Genomic DNA, 17,594 nt, shown 5'->3' on the forward strand with positions numbered 1-17,594 from the left:
TGCCGTCCCTGCCACCGCCTCTAGGTTGACGGGTATGTCGATCTACGGGGCCCCATGAAAGGGCCCGGACTCCTCATCGTCCTGCTGGTGGTCCTCGGCGGCGTCAGCGGGCTCGGGTTCCTCGTGGGGCTGGGCAACGCGGCCGTCCTGGCAGCCCTCACCGCACTGTTCTGTCTCATGGCGGTGGTGGGCGGGCCGCTTTGGGCGGATCTGCGGTTGCTGGCGTGGTTCGCGCCCGCGCTGATCCTCGCGGTCGGGGTGCCGCGGTTGCTGGGCGCGGTGTCGCAGTGGGCGGCGATCGGGCTGCTGGTGGCGATCGTGGTCGTCGCCGGGCTGTTGCCCGTGCTCGGGGCGCGATTCGTGACGGTCGGGCTGGGGCTCGGGATGGCATCGCTGTTCGGGTACGGCTTCCAGCTGACGGGGACGGCGTCGGCCGGGCAGATCCTGGGCGCGCCCGCGCTCGCGGTGGGGGTCGTGATCCTGTTGCGGGTGTCGATGGGCGCGAAGGATCCCGCCAAACCGACCCGTGAGGCGCTGGCCGACGCGCTCGCGGCGGGTTCGTCCGAAACGCAGGAGCGCGCGGCGAGGCTTTGGCTCGCCGACCGGCCCCGTCGTTGGACCGGCGGCGTCCTCGGCGGCATGTTCCGGTATCGGGCGGCCACCGGGTTGCTGGAGATTCGCCGAAAGCGGCTCAACAGCGAAGAAATCGGCGAAACGCTCGCCGCCGCCAAGGAAGAAGCCGCCAGGCTGGCTGAAGCCGTCCGAAGCCCCACAGCGCCGAGCGAGGTGGAACCGGTGCGAAGCAAGGAACCCGGCGGCCTGCCCGGCGCCACGGCGAGGCTCGTCACCGCGGCCTGGGAAGCTCTCGAAACCATCCGAGCTGCCGCGACCGAACGCGACGAGTCGCTTGTGGACGTTCCGAAAGGACTCCGCAGGGAACTTCGCCGGATCGAGCTGAGCGGCGCGTTTTCCTGGCAGTCGGCGCAGTTCCGGCACGCGCTCCGCTGCGGGCTCGGCGTCGGGCTGGCGCTGGTGGTGGCCAGTTTCCGGCCCGGTGACCCGCTCACCGTTTCGTTCCTGCTCGGCACTTTCGCCATCATGCAGCCGGAATGGCGGGACAGCCTCGGCAAGGCCTGGCAGCGGATCGGCGGCTCACTCGGCGGCGCCGTCGTGCTCACTCTGGTTCTTTGGCTTCTGCCGCAAGGGTTTCTGCTGCCGATCGGGCTCGTCGCGCTACTCGGCGGGTTCTCGTTCATGCAGACGCGACCAGCGATCTTCAACGGCTGCATGGTCTTGATGTCGGTCGGCATGAACGCGACCACCAGACATCTCGACCCGCGTTACGTACTCGTCGAGTACCTGCTTCTGATGGTCCTCGCCGGCGCCATCGCCCTGCTGTTCGGTTTCGCCGCGATCCCCGGCGTGCCGAAACCCGGCCCGGCGGAACGGTTCGAGAGCGCCGTCATCGCCACCCGCACGCTACTCGGCTCGGTGGCACGGAAACTGCGCGGCGAGGACGTCGACCCGCGAACGCTCGGCCGCGAGTTCCGTGCGGCCGCCGTCGCGCACCACGGTCTGCGAGCCGCGGAGCCGGGCACCAAGGAACCCGCGCCCGGCCAGCGGGACGCGCTGGAGAACGCGGCCGAAGCCTTGCGCGGTCTGTCCGTCACGGCGTCGTCGCTCTTACTGCGGCCGGGATCGGCCGGAGCGGCGGACGCCGTCGACGAGGCGGCGCGCACGCTCGGCACGGAAGAAGCCGCGGAGATCCCCGTGCCACGCGACGCGGACGAGGAACAGCGCCTGGTTCTCGACACGATCGCCGCCGACGTGGTGACCGTCGGCGAAGCGGCCCAGAAGCTCTAAGCGTTCTCGCGGTGCTTCGCGGCGATCTCGGCGTCAGGCGCGCACAGCGCGCACGGGGTGAACCCGAGCTGCCGCGCCTCGCCGATGCCGAGCGGGATCGTGTCCCGGGCTTCGAGCCACTCGCACGAAGTCACGTGATAGCGCGGGTACTCGTCGACGACGACGACCTCGATCTCGAGTTCGGAGACGACCGCCACATCCTCGGGATCGCTTTCCTCCTCGCCGGGGTCGCCGCTTTGCTGAGGCTCAGGAGTGTCCTCGGCGTCGCTCAGCTCACCTGCGGCGGGCATCAAGACGGTCTGCTCGGCGTCCTCGGGTTTCTTTTCCTCATCCGCGGCGGGTTCGTCGTCGTCGGCCGAGTCGTCCGCCGCTTCCTCAGCGGGGGCCTCGGCCTCGCGCTTCTTCCGGCGGCGCAACAGGTCGAAGAGGAGCAGCAACCCCGCGACGACGGAGAGGCCGATGGAGATCCAGGCCCACAGGGAGTTCGCGGTGATGAGCGCCGCGACGAGCAGCCCCAGAGCCGCCAGTACCAGTACCAGGACGATGAAGAGCACGGTGAATTACAACACGAGCGCACAGCGGAACGGCCCCGACCCTCCGGAGAGTGCCGAGGCCGTTCCACTGTGTAGAAACAAACCGGGTGGAAACAAACGGGGCAGAGATCAGCCCGCTTCGGCCCGGGGACCGAACGAGTAACCCTGTCCGCTACCGGAGGACGACGACTGCCCCGAGTTCGACGAGGACGCCGAGGCGGGAGCGGCCGAACCACGGTCGTCGAGCTCACGCAGCTGGGACTCGAGGAATCCGCGCAGCCTCGTGCGGTACTCCCGCTCGATCGTGCGCAGCTCTTCGATCTTCTTGCCCAGCGAGCCCTTCTCCGCGTTCATGTTGTTCATGGTCTCGGTGTACTTGCGCTGAGCTTCGCGCTCCATGGTCGTCGCCTTGTCGCGCGCCTGGCGCTCCAAGGTTTCGGCACGGGTTCGCGCGTCGTTCAGCATGGTCTCGGCACGCGTACGCGCCTCGTTCACCATCGAGTCCGACTTGGACCGCGCGTCCGACAGCAGCTGCTCGGACTTGGTCCGGGCTTCGGCGAGCATGCCGTCCGACTCGGTCTTGGCCTCGGCGGTGAGCCGGTCGGCCATCTCCTGCGCCAGCCCGAGCACCTTCGCGGCCTGGACGTTGGGCTCCCCGTTGTCCGGCACCATCGAGTGGGCCTGGGTCTGCTCCATCGCCGACTGCGGCGGTGGCACCGGCGCCAGGCGGCGCGACGGCTCGTCGCGTACCTGCGGCGGCGGGCCGACGGCGCCGGCCTTGGCGTTCTCGAGCTCACCACGGGTGGTCTCGAGCTCGTTGTCGAGCTGCTCGACCTGCTGCCGCAGCTCGTTGTTGTCCTCGATCAACCGGGCAAGCTCGGTCTCCACCAGGTCGAGGAACGCGTCCACCTCGTCCTCGTTGTAGCCCCTTTTGCCAATGGGCGGCTTGCTGAACGCGACGTTATGCACGTCAGCGGGGGTCAACGACATCAGATCACCTCACGCACTCCATGGCCTGCAGGTCCACCGGGGCTTCCCCGAAAATCACCCTGGCGTTGCCAGCTGCATCGCGAAGAACACAACCAACAGCAGCACCATAATCGATAAGTCCAGTCCGACGCCGCCGATTCGTACGGTCGGGATGATTCGTCTGAACAGACGAACCGGTGGGTCGGTCACTGTGTAGATGGTCTCGAGCGTTACCGCAACCCCTCCGGCAGGACGCCACTCGCGAGCGAAAGCACGCACGAGCTCGACGACGATCCGTGCCGTCAGCAGGAGCCAGAAGGCGAACAGCACGTACCAGACGACCAGCAACACAGCATTCACGTAACCACTCTGCCATGCCTCGCGTCAAAAGACGCAGTTGACGGGCCAGAGATGCCGATGAGTCGACAAAATCACATCCGGCTGCGCTCAGCGGTCACCGGGTGATCAGCCGCGCAGGAATAATCCGCCTTCGGCAATCCGCCGACGGTCCTCCGCGGTGACATCCACATCGGGCGGTGAGAGAAGGAACACCTTGTTGGTGACCTTGTCCATCGATCCGCGCAACGCGAAAGCGAGCCCCGCGGCGAAGTCGACAAGACGCTTCGCGTCCGCGTTCTCCATCTCCGTGAGGTTCATGATCACCGGGATGCCCTCGCGGTAGTGCTCCCCGATCGCCCGCGCTTCCGCGTAGCTCGTCGGGTGCAGCGTCGTGATCCGGCTCAACGGGTCACGTACCGCGGCACGGACCGGTTCGGTGACCGGCCGCAGCCGCGCGACCGGCTCCGGCTGTCGATCGATCGCCAGTGCCCCGTGGACCGCCGGCTCCGGGCTGGCCACGGAGCGTGACCGAGGCCGCGGCGCAGGCTCGTCATAAGTGTCATCGGCGTCCCGGTAACGTCCACCCCGTGACCGGGCCGGCGGCTCATCGTCGTAGTCGTACTCGTCGTCGGCGTACTCCTTTGGGGCGTAGCCTCGCCGGTAGTCGTCCTCGACGTCATAGCCGTCTTCGTCCGCGGGCACCATCCCGAAGTAGGCCTTCAGCTTCTGCAGCGCGCTCATGCCTCTCCCTAGCCTTAGCCGCGTCCCGCACCGTACTCCCCCGCCCTCGCCGCCACTCCCCGTAACGACGAGACGGTATTCCCTAGGGCGAGGCTAAACCGCGTCCACCGAGCAACGCGGTTCCGACACGCACACAGGTCGAGCCGTGCGTGATCGCCTGCTCGAGATCATTGCTCATTCCGGCGGAGATCTCACGGGCTTTTGGGTGTTCTTCCCGTAGACGCTCCGACGCACGAGCGAGTTTCCCGAACGCCTCCGCGGGCTCTGTACCCAGCGGCGCGACCGCCATAAGCCCTCGGAGGCGAATATCACCCACATGGGCTATCCGCTCCGCCAAATGGCTCACTTCGCTCAACCGAATGCCCCCGCGCTTCGGATCGTCATCGAGACTTACTTGAATGAGGACGTCCAACGGGTGCTCGCGTTGCCCGGAATCGAGCGCCGACCTGGTCGCCTTCGCGAGCGCGTCGGCGAGCCGCTCGGAGTCGACGGACTGGACCTCGTCCGCCCACCGCACGACCGATTTGGCCTTGTTCCGTTGCAGGCTGCCGACCATATGCCAGCGGACGCGGGCGTCCGGACGGAGACCGGCGACCTCTTCGGCCTTCGCGCCCGCTTCCTGATCACGGTTCTCGGCGAGGTCGAGCGCACCGAGGTCGGCGAGCAGCGCGGCGTCGAGCGCCGGGAAGGTCTTGGTGACCGCGAGCAGCTTGACCTCGTCGCGTGCGCGGCCCGCGGCCCGGCACGCCGCGGCGATCCGCTCTTCCACTTCGGCGAGGGACGCGGCGAGTTCCGCCTTTCGTGCGTCACTCACGACGCGTCCAGCCACGTGATCCCCGCGATCCGGCCGGTGGTCCCGTCGCGGCGGAAGCTGAAGAGGGTCTTGTCTTCGTTGGTACAGCGTGGATCCACGCCGATCTTGCCGACGCCGAGGTCGGCCAGTTGCCGCCAGAGACCGGCCCGCAGGTCGAGCCCCGGCGTACCTTTGCGGGTTTTGCAGGCGCTGCCCGGCACGTGCTTTTCGACGTCGGCGGCCATGTCGGCGGGGACTTCGTAGCAGTCGCCGCAGATCGCGGGGCCGAGCAGCGCTTCGGTCCGGGCCGGTTCGGCGCCGAGCGAACGCATCGCCTCGACCGCGGCGGGGACGACGCCGACCCTCGCGCCGACGCGGCCCGCGTGGACGGCGGCGACGACACCGGCTTCGGCCTCGGCCAGCAGAAGAGGTACGCAATCGGCGACGAGCACCACGAGCGCGAGGCCGGGCTCGGCCGTCACGAGCGCGTCGGTCGCTTCGGCGGCGGAGGTCTCCGAACCGTCGACGACGGTGGCGGTACGGCCGTGGACCTGCTCCATCCAAGCCAGCCTGTCCTCGGCGAGGCCGAGTTCGGTGGCGAGACGCTTGCGGTTGGCGTAGACGTCGCCCGCGTCGTCACCGACGTGATCACCGAGGTTGAAGGTGTCGTAAGGCGGCCGGGAGGCTCCGCCCGCCCTGGTCGTGACAATCCGCCGTACCCGCACGCGTTTCCTCCTAGACCTGAGTGAAGGCCCCCTCGACAGTAGTCAAGGAGGCCTTCACGGAACGTACTGGCGAGAATTACCGCCGCATGAACGGGGGAACGTCGACCTCGTCGTCCGACGGGTCGTCGTGCACCGGGGTGGCGCGGCCGGGCAGGCTGCCATGGTTCGAGTTCGACCCGATCGGCGAGTAGCCGCGCGAACCGCCGCCGGGCTGCGGGAGCCCGCCGCTCAGCGAGCCGTTGCCCTCGTTGCGGGAGGACGGCATCGGCGTGTGCGTGCGCGGCGGCGCGACCGGGTAGCCGTTCGACCCGGTCGACGGCACCGGCGTGGCACCCGAAGGCGGGCTCTGCACCGGGGTCGCCCCGCCGCCGTTGACCTGGCCTGCCTGAGCGGACGCGGTCGAGTTCGTGCGGGAGCCGAACGCCGGGGGGTCGAGCTTCTTGTGGGTCGGGGTGCCGGCGTCGAAACCGGCCGCGATCACGGTGACCCGGACCTCGTCGCCGAGCGAGTCGTCGATGATCGTCCCGAAGATGATGTTGGCGTCGGGGTGCGCGGACTCCTGCACCAGCGACGCGGCTTCGTTGATCTCGAACAGGCCGAGGTCGGACCCGCCCGCGATCGACAGCAGCGCGCCGTGCGCCCCGTCCATCGACGCTTCCAGCAGAGGCGAGTTGATCGCCTTCTCCGCGGCCTGGATCGCCCGGCCCTCGCCGCGCGCCGAGCCGATGCCCATCAGCGCGGAGCCCGCGCCGGACATGACACTCTTGACGTCGGCGAAGTCCAGATTGATCAGACCCGGCGTGGTGATCAGGTCGGTGATGCCCTGGACACCCGAAAGCAGCACCTCGTCGGCCGAACGGAAGGCGTCCATCAGCGAGACACCGATGTCGCCCAGCTGCAGCAGCCGGTCGTTCGGGATGACGATGAGCGTGTCGCATTCGTTGCGCAGCTGCTGGATGCCGTCTTCGGCCTGCTTGCTGCGGCGCTTGCCCTCGAAGGTGAACGGGCGGGTGACGACGCCGATGGTCAGCGCGCCGAGCTTGCGGGCGATCTGGGCGACGACGGGCGCGCCACCGGTGCCGGTGCCACCGCCCTCACCCGCGGTCACGAACACCATGTCGGCGCCCTTGATGACCTCTTCGATCTCTTCGCGGTGGTCCTCGGCGGCCTTCTGCCCCACCTCGGGGGCGGCGCCGGCACCGAGGCCGCGGGTCAGTTCCCGGCCGATGTCGAGCTTGACGTCGGCATCGGACATGAGCAGTGCCTGCGCGTCGGTGTTCACCGCGATGAACTCGACACCCTTGAGGCCGACCTCGATCATGCGGTTCACGGCGTTCACTCCGCCGCCGCCGATACCGACGACCTTGATCACCGCAAGGTAGTTGTGCGGGGGCGTCATCGGAGCCGCCTTCCTGATCGTGTGTGCTCGTGCTGCCCGCCGGTCGCTGAGCCTGTGCCGAACCCTCGAGCTGAAGTTCAGATTGAGAGTTATGTCAACTGCCGACGTTGAAGCAGGACGGTATGCACCAGGCAGGCTCGAATCCAGTAGCCACGCCGTGTGTCGCAAAGGTGTTTTGCCACAACATGTTCGCGGGCGCAAGAGCGAGACCCGGTCGCGGCGGCGAACGGCGGCCTGGTACAAGCGAAGATCAGGTGGGCATCAGGTGGGCATGGACATGACCATGACGACGTCCTTCGACGGCGATCCGGTCGGTGATCCGCCCGCCTGTTCGACGCTGAGCGCGAACTTCTCGGCACCGCCGAGCCCTTCGGCGACCAGCAGCGCACCGTCCTGACCACCGGAAATGAGCCCGGCGGGCTTGGGCGCGGCGCCCGGGTACATGAGCCAGGCCTGGTACGTCCGGCCCGGCTCGTTCTTCGGCAGCTGTGCCGCCATGAACACCAGCCGGTCCTTCGCGCGCGACATCATCACGGTGCCACCGCCACCCGCCGAGGTCTCGGCGTGCCCGGTCCGGAGGTCGACGGCCGAAAGGACGTCGGCGACGGGCGCGTACCGCGCCGCGTACTCCGCCGACCGCTCCCGCGCGGCGGTCAGCTGCGAATGGTTGTCGTAGGCGATCCCGCCGAACACGGCGGTGCCCGCCAGTCCGACGACCGCCGCCGCGACCGCGGCGATCGCCCAGCGCGGGGCGCGACGGCGGTCCTTGACGCGCTCCCCCGTCTCGAACCGCGTCTTCGGCGGCTGCTGCCTGGTCGCCATCGCCTCGGCGAGCACGCGGCGCTTGAGTTCGGGCGGCGGGTCTTCGGCCAGCGCGGCACCGAGCCGGGTCGCGGTCATCTGCAGTTCGAGGACCTCTTGCGCGCACGAAGCGCACTCGGCGAGGTGCCGCTGGAACTGCGCACGCTCCACTTCGGACAGCGCGTCGACGGCGTAGGCCCCGGTGAGCGTGTGCATTTCGGGCATGGTCATGCCGTCACCCCCAAACAGTCCCGGAGCCTGATCAGGCCGTCCCGGAGACGGGTCTTGATGGTCCCGTGCGGGGTCTGCAGCACCTCGGAGACCTCGCGATAGGTATAGCCCTGGTAGTAGGCGAGCAGGACGGATTCCCGTTGCAGCTCGGTGAGGGTGGTCAGGCAGCGGCGTACCTGCGAACGCTCCCAGCGGGCCGCGACGGCCTCGGCCACCTCGTCGAAGGGCCGGGCACGGGCGGCCTCGAAGGTCGCCTTGACCTCGCGATCCGAACTGGCCCGCGCCGAGCGGACGCGGTCGACGGCACGGCGGTGCGCGAGCGTCATGGCCCAGTTCAGCGCGCTCCCGCGCTCCGGGGAGTAGCGCGTGGCCGTGCGCCACAGCTCCACCATGACCTCCTGCGTGACCTCTTCGGACTGCGCGGCGTCACGGAGGATCCGCCGCACGAGGCCGAGTACCGGACCGGCGAGCCGGTCGTACAAGGCGTCGAAGGCCCGTTCGTCGCCCTTCGCGACCCGGACGAGCAGATCCTCGGCCGTCGGACCGGCCGGTTCGCCGTCGCCGGGAACGGGCGCCATCCGGCGCGGGCGTGCCGATTCATCCATCAAGCCTGCCTCCGGCCGTCTGCGCCGTCCGAGGGGTGATCGGCGCCTTCTTCAACCACAGTCTGACCCCGTGCCGCCGGATCAGCGCGGAGACCCGGTGCGGCATGAGCGGGCGGGTGATCAGCATATGCGCCAGCCACTTGGCGGTGGCCGGACGTCGCACGCCGCGCAGCGACGCGGTGAGCGGCGTCTTCCCGTCCTGGTGGAGGGCGATCTTGACCGAGAGCAGCGACTCCGGCCATGGCACCTCCATCCGGTACTCGCCATCCATCGACTGGAACGGCGAGACGTAGAACTCCTTGTCCGCGAAGGCCTTCCCGTCCTCATCTGGCCGCAGGAGGTACGCGTGCCTTCCGCCGTAGGTGTTGTGGACCTCGGCGACGACGCATTCGAGCTCGCCGTCCGGCCGGTGGCACCAGTACAAGGTGATCGGGTTGAAGTTGTGGCCGAGCAGCCGCGCGCCGGCCAGCATCAGCACCCGACCGCCGCGGAGGTCCACATCGCGCGCCGCGAGCCAGCGGTCCAATTTGGACCGGATGCCGGAGGTGTCCTCGGGCGCGAAGTGGTCCCGCGAGTCGAAGCGCGCGAAGGGGCGCAGCCACCACGGCAGCTTCGGCGGCACATCGAGGTCGACGAACCACAGGTAGATCCGGTGGGCGAACGAGATCGGCGGCTCCTTGCGCCGGACATGCGCCACCGTGGCGTCGTAGAGCACGGCCATGACGGTCACCAGCGCACCCCGAAGTTCTCGGCCGCGCGGACCCCGGACGCGCAGCCGTCCTCGTGGAATCCCCAGCCGTGGTACGCGCCGGCGAAGGCGACCGCGTCGTCGTTCAGCTCGGGCAGACGGCGCTGGGCGGCGACGGATTCCGGTGTGTAGACGGGGTGTTCGTAGGTCATCTTCGCCAGCACCGTGCCGTCGTCGGGGCCGGCGCCCGGGTTGAGCGTGACGACGTAGCCGGTCGGCTCGTCGAGCCGCATCAGGCGGTTCATGTCGTAGGACACCTGGACCGCGCCGTGGTGGGCACCGCAGAACGGGGTCGCGTAGTTCCAGCCGGCCCGCGCCGATTCCGCCGCCGGGAGCACGCCGGTGTCGGTGTGCAGCCATGCCTCGTTGCTGGAGTACCGGAACGCGCCGAGGACCTCGCGTTCGGCCGCGGTCGGCGACGCGAGCAGCTTCAGCGCCTGGTCCGCGTGCGTGGCCAGGACGACCTTGTCGAGCCGATGCCGCGTGTCGGCGTCGTCGCGGACCTCGATCCCCCGCGCGGTGCGCTCGACCGAGCGGACCGGCGTCGACAGATGCACGGCGGTCAGCTGCTTGGCGGCCAGCTCGACGTACTCGCGCGAGCCCCCGGCGACGGTGCGCCACCTCGGGGACCCGCCGACCGACAGCATCCCGTGGTTGCGCAGGAACTCGAACAGGTACCGCGCGGGGTACTTCAGCGTGTCCGTGCGGTCGGCGGACCAGACGGTCGAGACGACCGGGAGCATGAAGTGGTCGACGAAGTACTTCGTGTACCCGCCGATCGCGAGGAAAGCGCCGAGGGTGACGTCTCCGGCCTCAGGCGCTTCGAGGACGCGCTTCGCGTGCCGGTGGAACCGTTTGATGTCGGCGAGCATCCGCAGGTAGCGCCCTCGCGCCGCGTTCCGGGGCTGCGCGAACAGGCCCTTCAGTCCCTTCGCCCCGGCGTACTCGAGACCGCAGCCGTCGCAGCGGATGCTCATCGACATCTCGGTGTCGCGGGTCTCGACGCCCAGTTCGGCGAACAGGCGGAGCAGGTTCGGGTAGGTACGCTCGTTGTGCACGATGAACCCGGAGTCGACGCCGACGGTGCCGCCGTGCGCGCTGGGGACGTCGTGGGTGTGCGCGTGCCCGCCCAGCCTGTCGTGGGCTTCGAACAGCAGTACCTCGTAGCGGCGTTGCAGCAGATACGCGGCCGTGAGGCCGGCCACGCCGCTGCCGATGACTCCGATGCGTTGACCCTTGGTGTGCACGTGAGGCATTCGGAGCCGGATCGGGCGAGGATTGGATCTCGTGAACCGGCTCGGCATCCGACCCATCCCTTTCCGGTCCGGGAGCGAATGACGACTATGCCGAACAGTCCCGCGTCTCGCCTGGTCCCGTTCGCCGAGCGGCTCCTCGGTGGCTCCCTTCCGGTCGGTCTGCGTACCTGGGATGGCGTACGCGCCGGTCCACCGGATGCCCCGACCGTGGTACTCCGCCACCGGCGGGCCCTGCGCCGTCTCCTCTACGCCCCCGGCGAATTGGGCCTCGCCAGGGCCTACGTCTCCGGTGATCTCGATGTCGAAGGCGACCTCGCCGACGGATTCCGCCGGATCTGGGCGCTGACCCGTTCCGGTGCCGTGCGCGGTGCGAAGCTCGGCCCGCGCGAATGGGCCGAGGCGCTGCGGCTCGCGGTGGGTCTCGGCGTCGTCGGGCCGCCGCCCAAACCGCCCGCCGAGGAGGCCCGGCTGTCGGGGAAGCTGCACACCCTGCTCCGCGACAAGTCGGCGATCGCGCACCACTACGACCTCGGCAACGCCTTCTACCAGCTGTTGATGGACGAATCGATGGCCTACTCGTCGGCGTACTGGACGTCCGAGGACGAGGGCTACGACCTCGCACAGGCCCAGTGGGACAAACTCGAACTGATCTGCCGCAAGCTCGGTCTGCGGCCCGGGATGCGGCTGCTCGACGTCGGCTGCGGCTGGGGTTCGCTGCTGGTGCACGCCGCGAAGCACCACGGCGTCCAGGCCGTCGGGATCACGCTGTCGGCGGAACAGCTGCAGCACGTCCGCGGCCGCCTCGCCCAGCACGATCTGGAGGATCGTGTCGAGGTCCGGCGGCAGGACTATCGCGAACTGCGTGATGAACCGTTCGACGCGGTCGCCACCATCGAGATGGGTGAGCACGTCGGCGAGGAGAACTACCCCGAGTACACGCGGACGCTGTACCGGATGCTCAAACCCACCGGACGGCTGGTCCTGCAGCAGATGTCCCGCGGCGCGGTGGCGCCCGGCGGCGGCGCGTTCATCGAGCGCTACATCGCCCCCGACATGACGATGCGGCCGCTGAGCCGCACGCTCGGGCATCTGGAGACCGCCGGGTTCGAGATCCGGGACGTCCACGCGCTGCGCGAGCACTACGTGCGTACGGTCCGGGCATGGGAGAAGACGCTCGAAGACAACTGGGACGACGTCGTGGCGCTGATCGGTGAATCCGGCGCGCGGGTCTGGCGGCTCTATCTCGTCGGCGGGGCGCTCGCGTTCGAGGAGAACCGGATGGGGGTGGACCAGATCCTCGCGGTCCGCCCGTCCGACGGGGGCCTGAGCGCGCTGCCCGCGACCCGGGAGTGGTCCTGATGCCTCTCGGCGGAACCCTCGCGGTGACGGCGGGCGTGACTCTCGTGGCCTTCGTCGTCACCTTCGGCATCGCGCGGTGGCGCGAGCGCTACGACACCGTCGACACGCTGTGGGGGCCGGGCTTCGCGCTCGTCGCGCTGGTCGCGGCCCCGCTCGGGGACGGGTCGATCGCCCTGCGCGTGGTCACCGCGCTGCTGACCGCGGTCTGGGGTGTGCGCCTCGGCGTCCACCTCCACCTGCGCAACCACAAGCTGCCCGAAGACCCGCGCTACACGCGGATGGCCGAGGACGCCGGGGAGAATCCGGCGCTCAAGCTCTTCGTCCGCGTGTACCTCGTGCAGGCCGTGGTGCTCTGGTTCGTCTCGCTGCCCGTCCAGTTCGCGATGTACGGCGACACGTTCGGGGTGACGGCGTGGCTCGGTGTCGCGGTATGGCTCGTCGGCTTCGGGTTCGAGACGATCGGCGACGACCAGCTGCGCCGTTTCAAGGCCGACCCGGGCAACAAGGGGAAGGTCCTCGACAGCGGGCTGTGGCGCTACACCCGGCATCCCAACTACTTCGGCGACGCGTGCGTGTGGTGGGGCCTGTACCTGCTGGCGTGTTCGAGCTGGGCGGGGGCGGCGACGATCCTGTCGCCGGTCGCGATGACGTACACGCTGGCCAAGGGGACCGGAAAACCTTTGCTGGAGAAGGGTTTGCGGCGCTCCCGGCCGGGATACGCGGCCTACGTCGAGCGGACCAGCGGCTTCTTCCCGCTGCCCCCGCGCCGAGTCACTCCCCGGTGAGACCGTCGGTCAGTTCGCGCAGCAGGTCGAGGTGGCCGGCGTGCCTGCCGGTCTCCTCGATCATATGCGTGACCACGAACCGGACGTTGACCTTGCGGTCGCCGCGGAAGGGGACCTCGTCGTCCAGCCCCATCGACTCGACGACCTTGCGGCTCCGCTCGCACTCGGCCTCGTAGGCGGCGATCAGCTGCTCGATCGGGGTCTGCATGGCGACCCGGAACTCGGCGTCCGGATCGGCTTCCAGTGCTTCCTTCCAGACATCCTCCTGGCCGTTGAGCACCACGTTGAACCAGTACTGCTCGACGAGGGTCAGATGCCCGAGCAGACCGGCGACGGTGGTCAGTTCGCTGGGGACATGGGTCCGCCGGGCCTGCTCGTCGGTGAGGCCGGAGCACTTCCACACGACGGTGGCGCGGAGGAAGTCGAGGAAGCCGTTCAGCTGGGTGCGCTCGTCGCCGGTGAGCGGCGGTTCGGGGCGCTTCGGTTCGTCGGTCATGGTCGTGCAGTCTGCCGGTTTCCTCCGATGATCCGCTAACGAGTTACCCGGGGAGGCACTGTCCACCATCTGCCGCAGAGCCGTGGTCCATGTCCGAACGTGAGCCCATCGTTCGAGTGAAACCGGCGGTAGTTAGCGCCCAGGAAACATGACGACCACCCGCCCGTCATGTCAGGCTGGTGCAGTTGTGCCCATCGCCCGCCGGTTCCGAGAAAGGTCACTGATGTCAGGCCCCCAGCTGAGCGCACTCGATGTCGCTTTCCTTTGCCTGGAAAGCGAAACGACGCCCATGCACATGGGTGCGGTGGTCACCTTCCGTCCGCACGGGCAGGTGCACGCGCGTAAGCTGACCGCGTTGCTGGCCGAGCGGGCGGCGCGGCTCCCGAAGCTGCGTCAGCGCCCCCGTACCGCACTGTTCCCGCCCGGCGCCGCCATCTGGGCCGAAGACCCGGATTTCGTTGCCAGTGAACATATTTCACATCACCACCTGAGCTCCCTGTACGAACCGGACCCGCTCTCCGCCTACGCGTCGCGCTGGATGGGACGGCCGCTCGACACCGGAAAACCGTTGTGGGACTTGCATCTCGTCACCGGCCTGCCGGACGACGAGTTCGCGCTGCTGCTGAAACTGCACCACGCGCTGACCGATGGGGCGGGCGCGTACGCCGTCGCCGTGGGCCTGCTCGACGACCTCCCGCGCGCGCCGAGGCGTCCGCACGGCGGGTCCGGGCCACCCGCGCCTCGCTCCCCTGTGGACGCTGTCAAGGAAGCCTTCGGCTCGACGCTGGCCCAGGCCGGGATCGCCTCGTCGGTCGTGCGCGCGACGCGTTCGCCGCTGTCCCCGATCAGCGCGCCGCCGTCGACCGAACGACGGCTCGGCCTCGTCCGGCTGGACACCGCCGAGATCCGGCGGATCCGCCGGGCGCACGGCGGGACCGCCAACGACGTCGTGCTGGCGATCCTCAGCGGCGCGCTGCGCGAATGGATGATCAACCGCGGCCAGCGCGCCGACGACCGGACGCTGCGGGCGCTCATCCCGGTCAGCGTGCGCGGACGGTCCGCCGAGCAGCTCGGCGGGAACAAGCTGTCCGGTTACCTCTGCGATCTGCCGGTCGGCCTCGACGATCCGGTCGAGCGGCTGCTGGCCGTCCAGCGCGAGATGAGCCGGAACAAGGCCGCGGGCCCGGCCCGGGGCGCGGGCGCGTTCCCGCTGCTCGCCGACCGGATGCCGCCCATGCTGCACCGCCTCGGTTCGAAGGCGGCCGGGCTGGCCGCGCCGCTGCTGTTCGACCTCGTGGTGACCACGGTGCCGGTGCCGCCCCACCGGCTCACCCTGGACGGGACGCGGGTCTCGGGCGTGTACCCGTTCGTCCCGCTGGCACCGCGGCAGGCGGTCGGGATCGCGGTGGCGACCTATCGCGACTCGGTCCACATCGGACTGCAGGCGAACGGGGCGGCGGTCTCGGACGTGGGTTCGCTGCGGGACGGCGTGCTCAAGTCCGCTTCGCGCCTGCTGGACACCGCCTAGCGCGCGTCGGGAATCAGCCGCGCAGCATCTCCGCGACCAGGAACGCCAGCTCCAGCGACTGCTGCGTGTTCAGCCGCGGGTCGCAGGCGGTCTCGTACCGGCCCGAAAGGTCCAGATCCGAGATCTCCTGCGCGCCGCCGAGGCATTCGGTGACGTCCTCGCCGGTCAGCTCGACGTGGATGCCGCCCGGGTACGTGCCGAGCTTGCGGTGCACCTCGAAGAAGCCCTGCACCTCGTCCACGATCCGGTCGAAGTGCCGGGTCTTGTAGCCCGTCGAGGACTCGTGCGTGTTGCCGTGCATCGGGTCGCACTGCCAGATGACCTTGTGCCCGGACGCCTCGACCTTCTCGACGATCGCGGGCAGCACCTCGCGGACCTTGGCGTTGCCCATCCGGGCGATCAGGGTCAGGCGGCCGGGCTCGTTGCGCGGGTCGAGGCGGCGGACGTACTCGACGGCCTGCTCGGGCGTGGTCGTCGGGCCGATCTTGAGGCCGATCGGGTTGGCCAGCAGTTCGGCGAAGGCGATGTGCGCGCCGTCGAGCTGCCTTGTCCGCTCGCCCACCCACAGGAAGTGCGAGGACAGGTTGTACAGCTTGGGGTTCGCCGCGTCCGCGCGGTCCATCCGCAGCATGGAGCGCTCGTAGTCCAGCAACAGCGCCTCGTGGCTGGCGAAGATCTCGGTGGACTGGAGCGAGGAGTCGGTGACGCCGCAGGCCGACATGAACCGCAGGCCGCGGTCGATCTCCGAGGCCAGCGCCTCGTAGCGCTCGCTGGCGGGCGAGGACTTCACGAAGTCCTTGTTCCAGTCGTGCACCTGGTGCAGGTCCGCCATGCCGGCGCCGGTGAGCGCGCGGACGAGGTTCATCGCGGCGCCCGCGTTCGCGTAGGCGCGGATCATCCGGCCCGGGTCGGGCACGCGGAGTTCGGGCTTGGCGACGAGCGAGTTGATGATGTCGCCGCGGTACACCGGCAGGCCCAGCGCGTCGGTGGACGCCGAACGCGGCTTCGCGTACTGGCCGGCGATCCGGCCGACCTTCACCACCGGCAGGCTCGCGCCGTAGGTGAGGACGACGGCCATCTGCAGCAGGGTGCGCAGGTTGGCGCGGATGTGCGGCTCGGTGTTCGACTCGAACGTCTCCGCGCAGTCGCCGCCCTGCAGCAGGAACGCCTCGCCGCGGGCGACCATGGCGAGCCGGTCGGAGAGGCGGTCGATCTCGGCGGGGACGGTGATCGGCGGCACGCTCTCCAGCACGCCGCGGACGCGTTTCGTCAGCTCGGCGTCCGGCCACTCGGGCTGCTGCGCGGCGGGCCGGGAAAGCGCGTCGTCGAGCCTGTCACGCAGCTCGGGCGGCAGAGGAGGCAGTTCGGGGAGCGTGTCGACGGGAACGTCCACTGTCCAGTTCACCGGCCCAGGATATGCCGCGCCGAAAGCCGCCCGCCCACCGGGACGAAAGTCCCAGAACGTGGACGGGCGGCGAAGGAGATCAGGCGGCCTGCGCCTTGTTGTAGAGGTTCTGCGCGTCAGTGCCGAAGTACGGGCCGAACATGTAGCCCGGCAGGAAGTTGTAGCCGAAGCTGTTCACCGAGGCCTGGACGCCCGCGCCGGTCGCCTCGCTGAAGTTGAGGAACCACGGGCCGCCACTCGAACCACCGGTCATGTCGCAGTTCATCCCGTGGTCCTTGGTGAGCAGGAAGTCGGTGAACGTGCTCCCGCTGCAGTAGACCAGCTTCGTGCCGTCGTACGGCGCCGCCGCCGGGTACCCGAACGTGTACATCGACTGGTTGCGCGCCTGGTTGAACGCGATCCCCTGCGCGCCGACGACGTCGGTCAGCTTCTGCCCGTTGAGCGGGTTGACCACGGCCGCGCCGACGTCGTAGTTCATGTCCTCGCTCGCTTCCCACTGCGGTGTGGTCAGCGTGCTCTTCGCGGCCCAGGTGCCGTAGGGCGTGTTGCCGTTGTTGTAACCGGGCGCGAACGTCCAGTTGGTGTGCCAGGCACCTTGATACTTCACGCAGTGCCCGGCGGTGATCACGACACTGCCGTTCGTACTGGTGACCGCGTCACCCGAGCACGAGGCGTTCCGCCCGCCCATGGTGAAGAACACGCGCCCGGCGGTCTGCACGACCTTGCCCGCCCCGGTCCACGCGCCCCCGCCGTTGGGGATGCTCTGGATGATGGTGCTCGTGCCCTTCGCGACATCCTTCGGTGTGAAGGCGGGCGCCTGGACCAGCTGGTCGATCGGCACCGCCGACCGCATCCGCTCCGGGGTCCAGTAGGCCGCGACCGCTCGCGCGTCGGTCGCCGTCTGATGCTGGACCGGTCCGGCTTGCGCGGGACCCGCGACGGCTGTCAGTCCCGTCACCGCCAGTCCCACGAGCGCCGCCAGTATCCCCGTCCGGGAAGCCGTCCTCTTCATGGCGTA

The 17,594-nt window shown here is 69.3% G+C and carries 18 protein-coding genes; 4 read left to right on the forward strand and 14 right to left on the reverse strand.

Annotated elements, in window-relative coordinates:
• The first annotated feature begins 54 nt into the window (after positions 1-54).
• On the forward strand, positions 55-1,863 hold the full coding sequence (locus ACIRGA_RS10215) for an FUSC family protein (protein WP_400938943.1): 1,809 nt from the start codon (positions 55-57) through the stop codon (positions 1,861-1,863).
• Here ACIRGA_RS10215 and ACIRGA_RS10220 read toward each other — a convergent pair.
• The 11 genes from ACIRGA_RS10220 to ACIRGA_RS10270 form a co-directional block, all read right to left on the reverse strand.
• Positions 1,860-2,417 (reverse strand): hypothetical protein, encoded by a 558-nt coding sequence (locus ACIRGA_RS10220; protein ID WP_400938946.1) that lies wholly within the window; start codon positions 2,415-2,417, stop codon positions 1,860-1,862. The two genes, ACIRGA_RS10215 and ACIRGA_RS10220, sit on opposite strands and share 4 nt — an antisense overlap.
• Positions 2,418-2,525: 108 nt before the next feature.
• Complete coding sequence (locus ACIRGA_RS10225; protein WP_037344910.1) at positions 2,526-3,386, reverse strand: DivIVA domain-containing protein; 861 nt, start codon at positions 3,384-3,386, stop codon at positions 2,526-2,528.
• Positions 3,387-3,440: 54 nt separating this feature from the next.
• Positions 3,441-3,716 carry a YggT family protein gene (locus tag ACIRGA_RS10230; protein WP_005155180.1) on the reverse strand — a complete coding sequence of 92 codons (276 nt, stop codon included), beginning with the start codon at positions 3,714-3,716 and terminating at the stop codon, positions 3,441-3,443.
• A gap of 114 nt (positions 3,717-3,830) precedes the next feature.
• A complete protein-coding gene (locus ACIRGA_RS10235; protein WP_400938949.1) occupies positions 3,831-4,445 on the reverse strand; it encodes a cell division protein SepF in 615 nt (204 codons plus the stop codon).
• An 82-nt stretch (positions 4,446-4,527) separates the two neighbouring features.
• Entirely contained in the window at positions 4,528-5,259 is a 732-nt protein-coding gene (locus tag ACIRGA_RS10240; protein ID WP_400938951.1) for a YggS family pyridoxal phosphate-dependent enzyme, read from the reverse strand.
• Positions 5,256-5,963, reverse strand: a complete 708-nt coding sequence (gene pgeF / locus ACIRGA_RS10245; protein WP_400938953.1) for a peptidoglycan editing factor PgeF — start codon at positions 5,961-5,963, stop codon at positions 5,256-5,258. The genes ACIRGA_RS10240 and pgeF overlap by 4 nt, the downstream gene beginning before the upstream one ends.
• A gap of 76 nt (positions 5,964-6,039) precedes the next feature.
• Positions 6,040-7,362: a cell division protein FtsZ gene (gene ftsZ / locus ACIRGA_RS10250; RefSeq protein WP_400938956.1), complete on the reverse strand. Its 1,323-nt coding sequence runs from the start codon at positions 7,360-7,362 to the stop codon at positions 6,040-6,042.
• Between the two features lie 261 nt (positions 7,363-7,623).
• The gene (locus tag ACIRGA_RS10255; protein ID WP_400938958.1) at positions 7,624-8,394 is read right to left on the reverse strand and encodes an anti-sigma factor domain-containing protein; all 771 of its coding nucleotides are present in this window, start codon (positions 8,392-8,394) and stop codon (positions 7,624-7,626) included.
• Positions 8,391-8,999 carry an ECF RNA polymerase sigma factor SigK gene (gene sigK, locus ACIRGA_RS10260; protein WP_125689216.1) on the reverse strand — a complete coding sequence of 203 codons (609 nt, stop codon included), beginning with the start codon at positions 8,997-8,999 and terminating at the stop codon, positions 8,391-8,393. The genes ACIRGA_RS10255 and sigK overlap by 4 nt, the downstream gene beginning before the upstream one ends.
• On the reverse strand, positions 8,992-9,720 hold the full coding sequence (locus ACIRGA_RS10265; protein WP_400939065.1) for a DUF1365 domain-containing protein: 729 nt from the start codon (positions 9,718-9,720) through the stop codon (positions 8,992-8,994). Before ACIRGA_RS10265 ends, sigK begins: the two co-directional genes overlap by 8 nt.
• 5 nt (positions 9,721-9,725) lie before the next feature.
• Positions 9,726-11,003, reverse strand: coding sequence for an NAD(P)/FAD-dependent oxidoreductase (locus ACIRGA_RS10270; protein ID WP_400938961.1), 1,278 nt, complete (start codon positions 11,001-11,003; stop codon positions 9,726-9,728).
• An 87-nt stretch (positions 11,004-11,090) separates the two neighbouring features.
• Here ACIRGA_RS10270 and ACIRGA_RS10275 point away from each other — a divergent pair, with 87 nt between their 5' ends.
• Together ACIRGA_RS10275 and ACIRGA_RS10280 are read left to right on the forward strand one after the other, a co-directional pair.
• Complete coding sequence (locus ACIRGA_RS10275; RefSeq protein WP_400939068.1) at positions 11,091-12,362, forward strand: class I SAM-dependent methyltransferase; 1,272 nt, start codon at positions 11,091-11,093, stop codon at positions 12,360-12,362.
• Positions 12,362-13,147 (forward strand): DUF1295 domain-containing protein, encoded by a 786-nt coding sequence (locus ACIRGA_RS10280; protein WP_400938964.1) that lies wholly within the window; start codon positions 12,362-12,364, stop codon positions 13,145-13,147. The genes ACIRGA_RS10275 and ACIRGA_RS10280 overlap by 1 nt, the downstream gene beginning before the upstream one ends.
• Here ACIRGA_RS10280 and ACIRGA_RS10285 read toward each other — a convergent pair.
• Positions 13,134-13,643: a DinB family protein gene (locus ACIRGA_RS10285; RefSeq protein WP_400938966.1), complete on the reverse strand. Its 510-nt coding sequence runs from the start codon at positions 13,641-13,643 to the stop codon at positions 13,134-13,136. The genes ACIRGA_RS10280 and ACIRGA_RS10285 overlap by 14 nt on opposite strands.
• 223 nt (positions 13,644-13,866) lie before the next feature.
• Here ACIRGA_RS10285 and ACIRGA_RS10290 point away from each other — a divergent pair, with 223 nt between their 5' ends.
• Entirely contained in the window at positions 13,867-15,171 is a 1,305-nt protein-coding gene (locus ACIRGA_RS10290; RefSeq protein WP_400938967.1) for a wax ester/triacylglycerol synthase family O-acyltransferase, read from the forward strand.
• Positions 15,172-15,184: 13 nt separating this feature from the next.
• Here the strand turns inward: ACIRGA_RS10290 and ACIRGA_RS10295 are convergent, their stop codons facing one another.
• Positions 15,185-16,576, reverse strand: a complete 1,392-nt coding sequence (locus tag ACIRGA_RS10295) for a class II 3-deoxy-7-phosphoheptulonate synthase (RefSeq protein ID WP_400938969.1) — start codon at positions 16,574-16,576, stop codon at positions 15,185-15,187.
• Between the two features lie 79 nt (positions 16,577-16,655).
• Positions 16,656-17,588 (reverse strand): trypsin-like serine peptidase, encoded by a 933-nt coding sequence (locus ACIRGA_RS10300; RefSeq protein WP_400938971.1) that lies wholly within the window; start codon positions 17,586-17,588, stop codon positions 16,656-16,658.
• Positions 17,589-17,594 lie beyond the last annotated feature (6 nt).

Source organism: Amycolatopsis sp. NPDC102389 (genome assembly GCF_044765885.1).
Taxonomy (GTDB): Bacteria; Actinomycetota; Actinomycetes; order Mycobacteriales; family Pseudonocardiaceae; genus Amycolatopsis.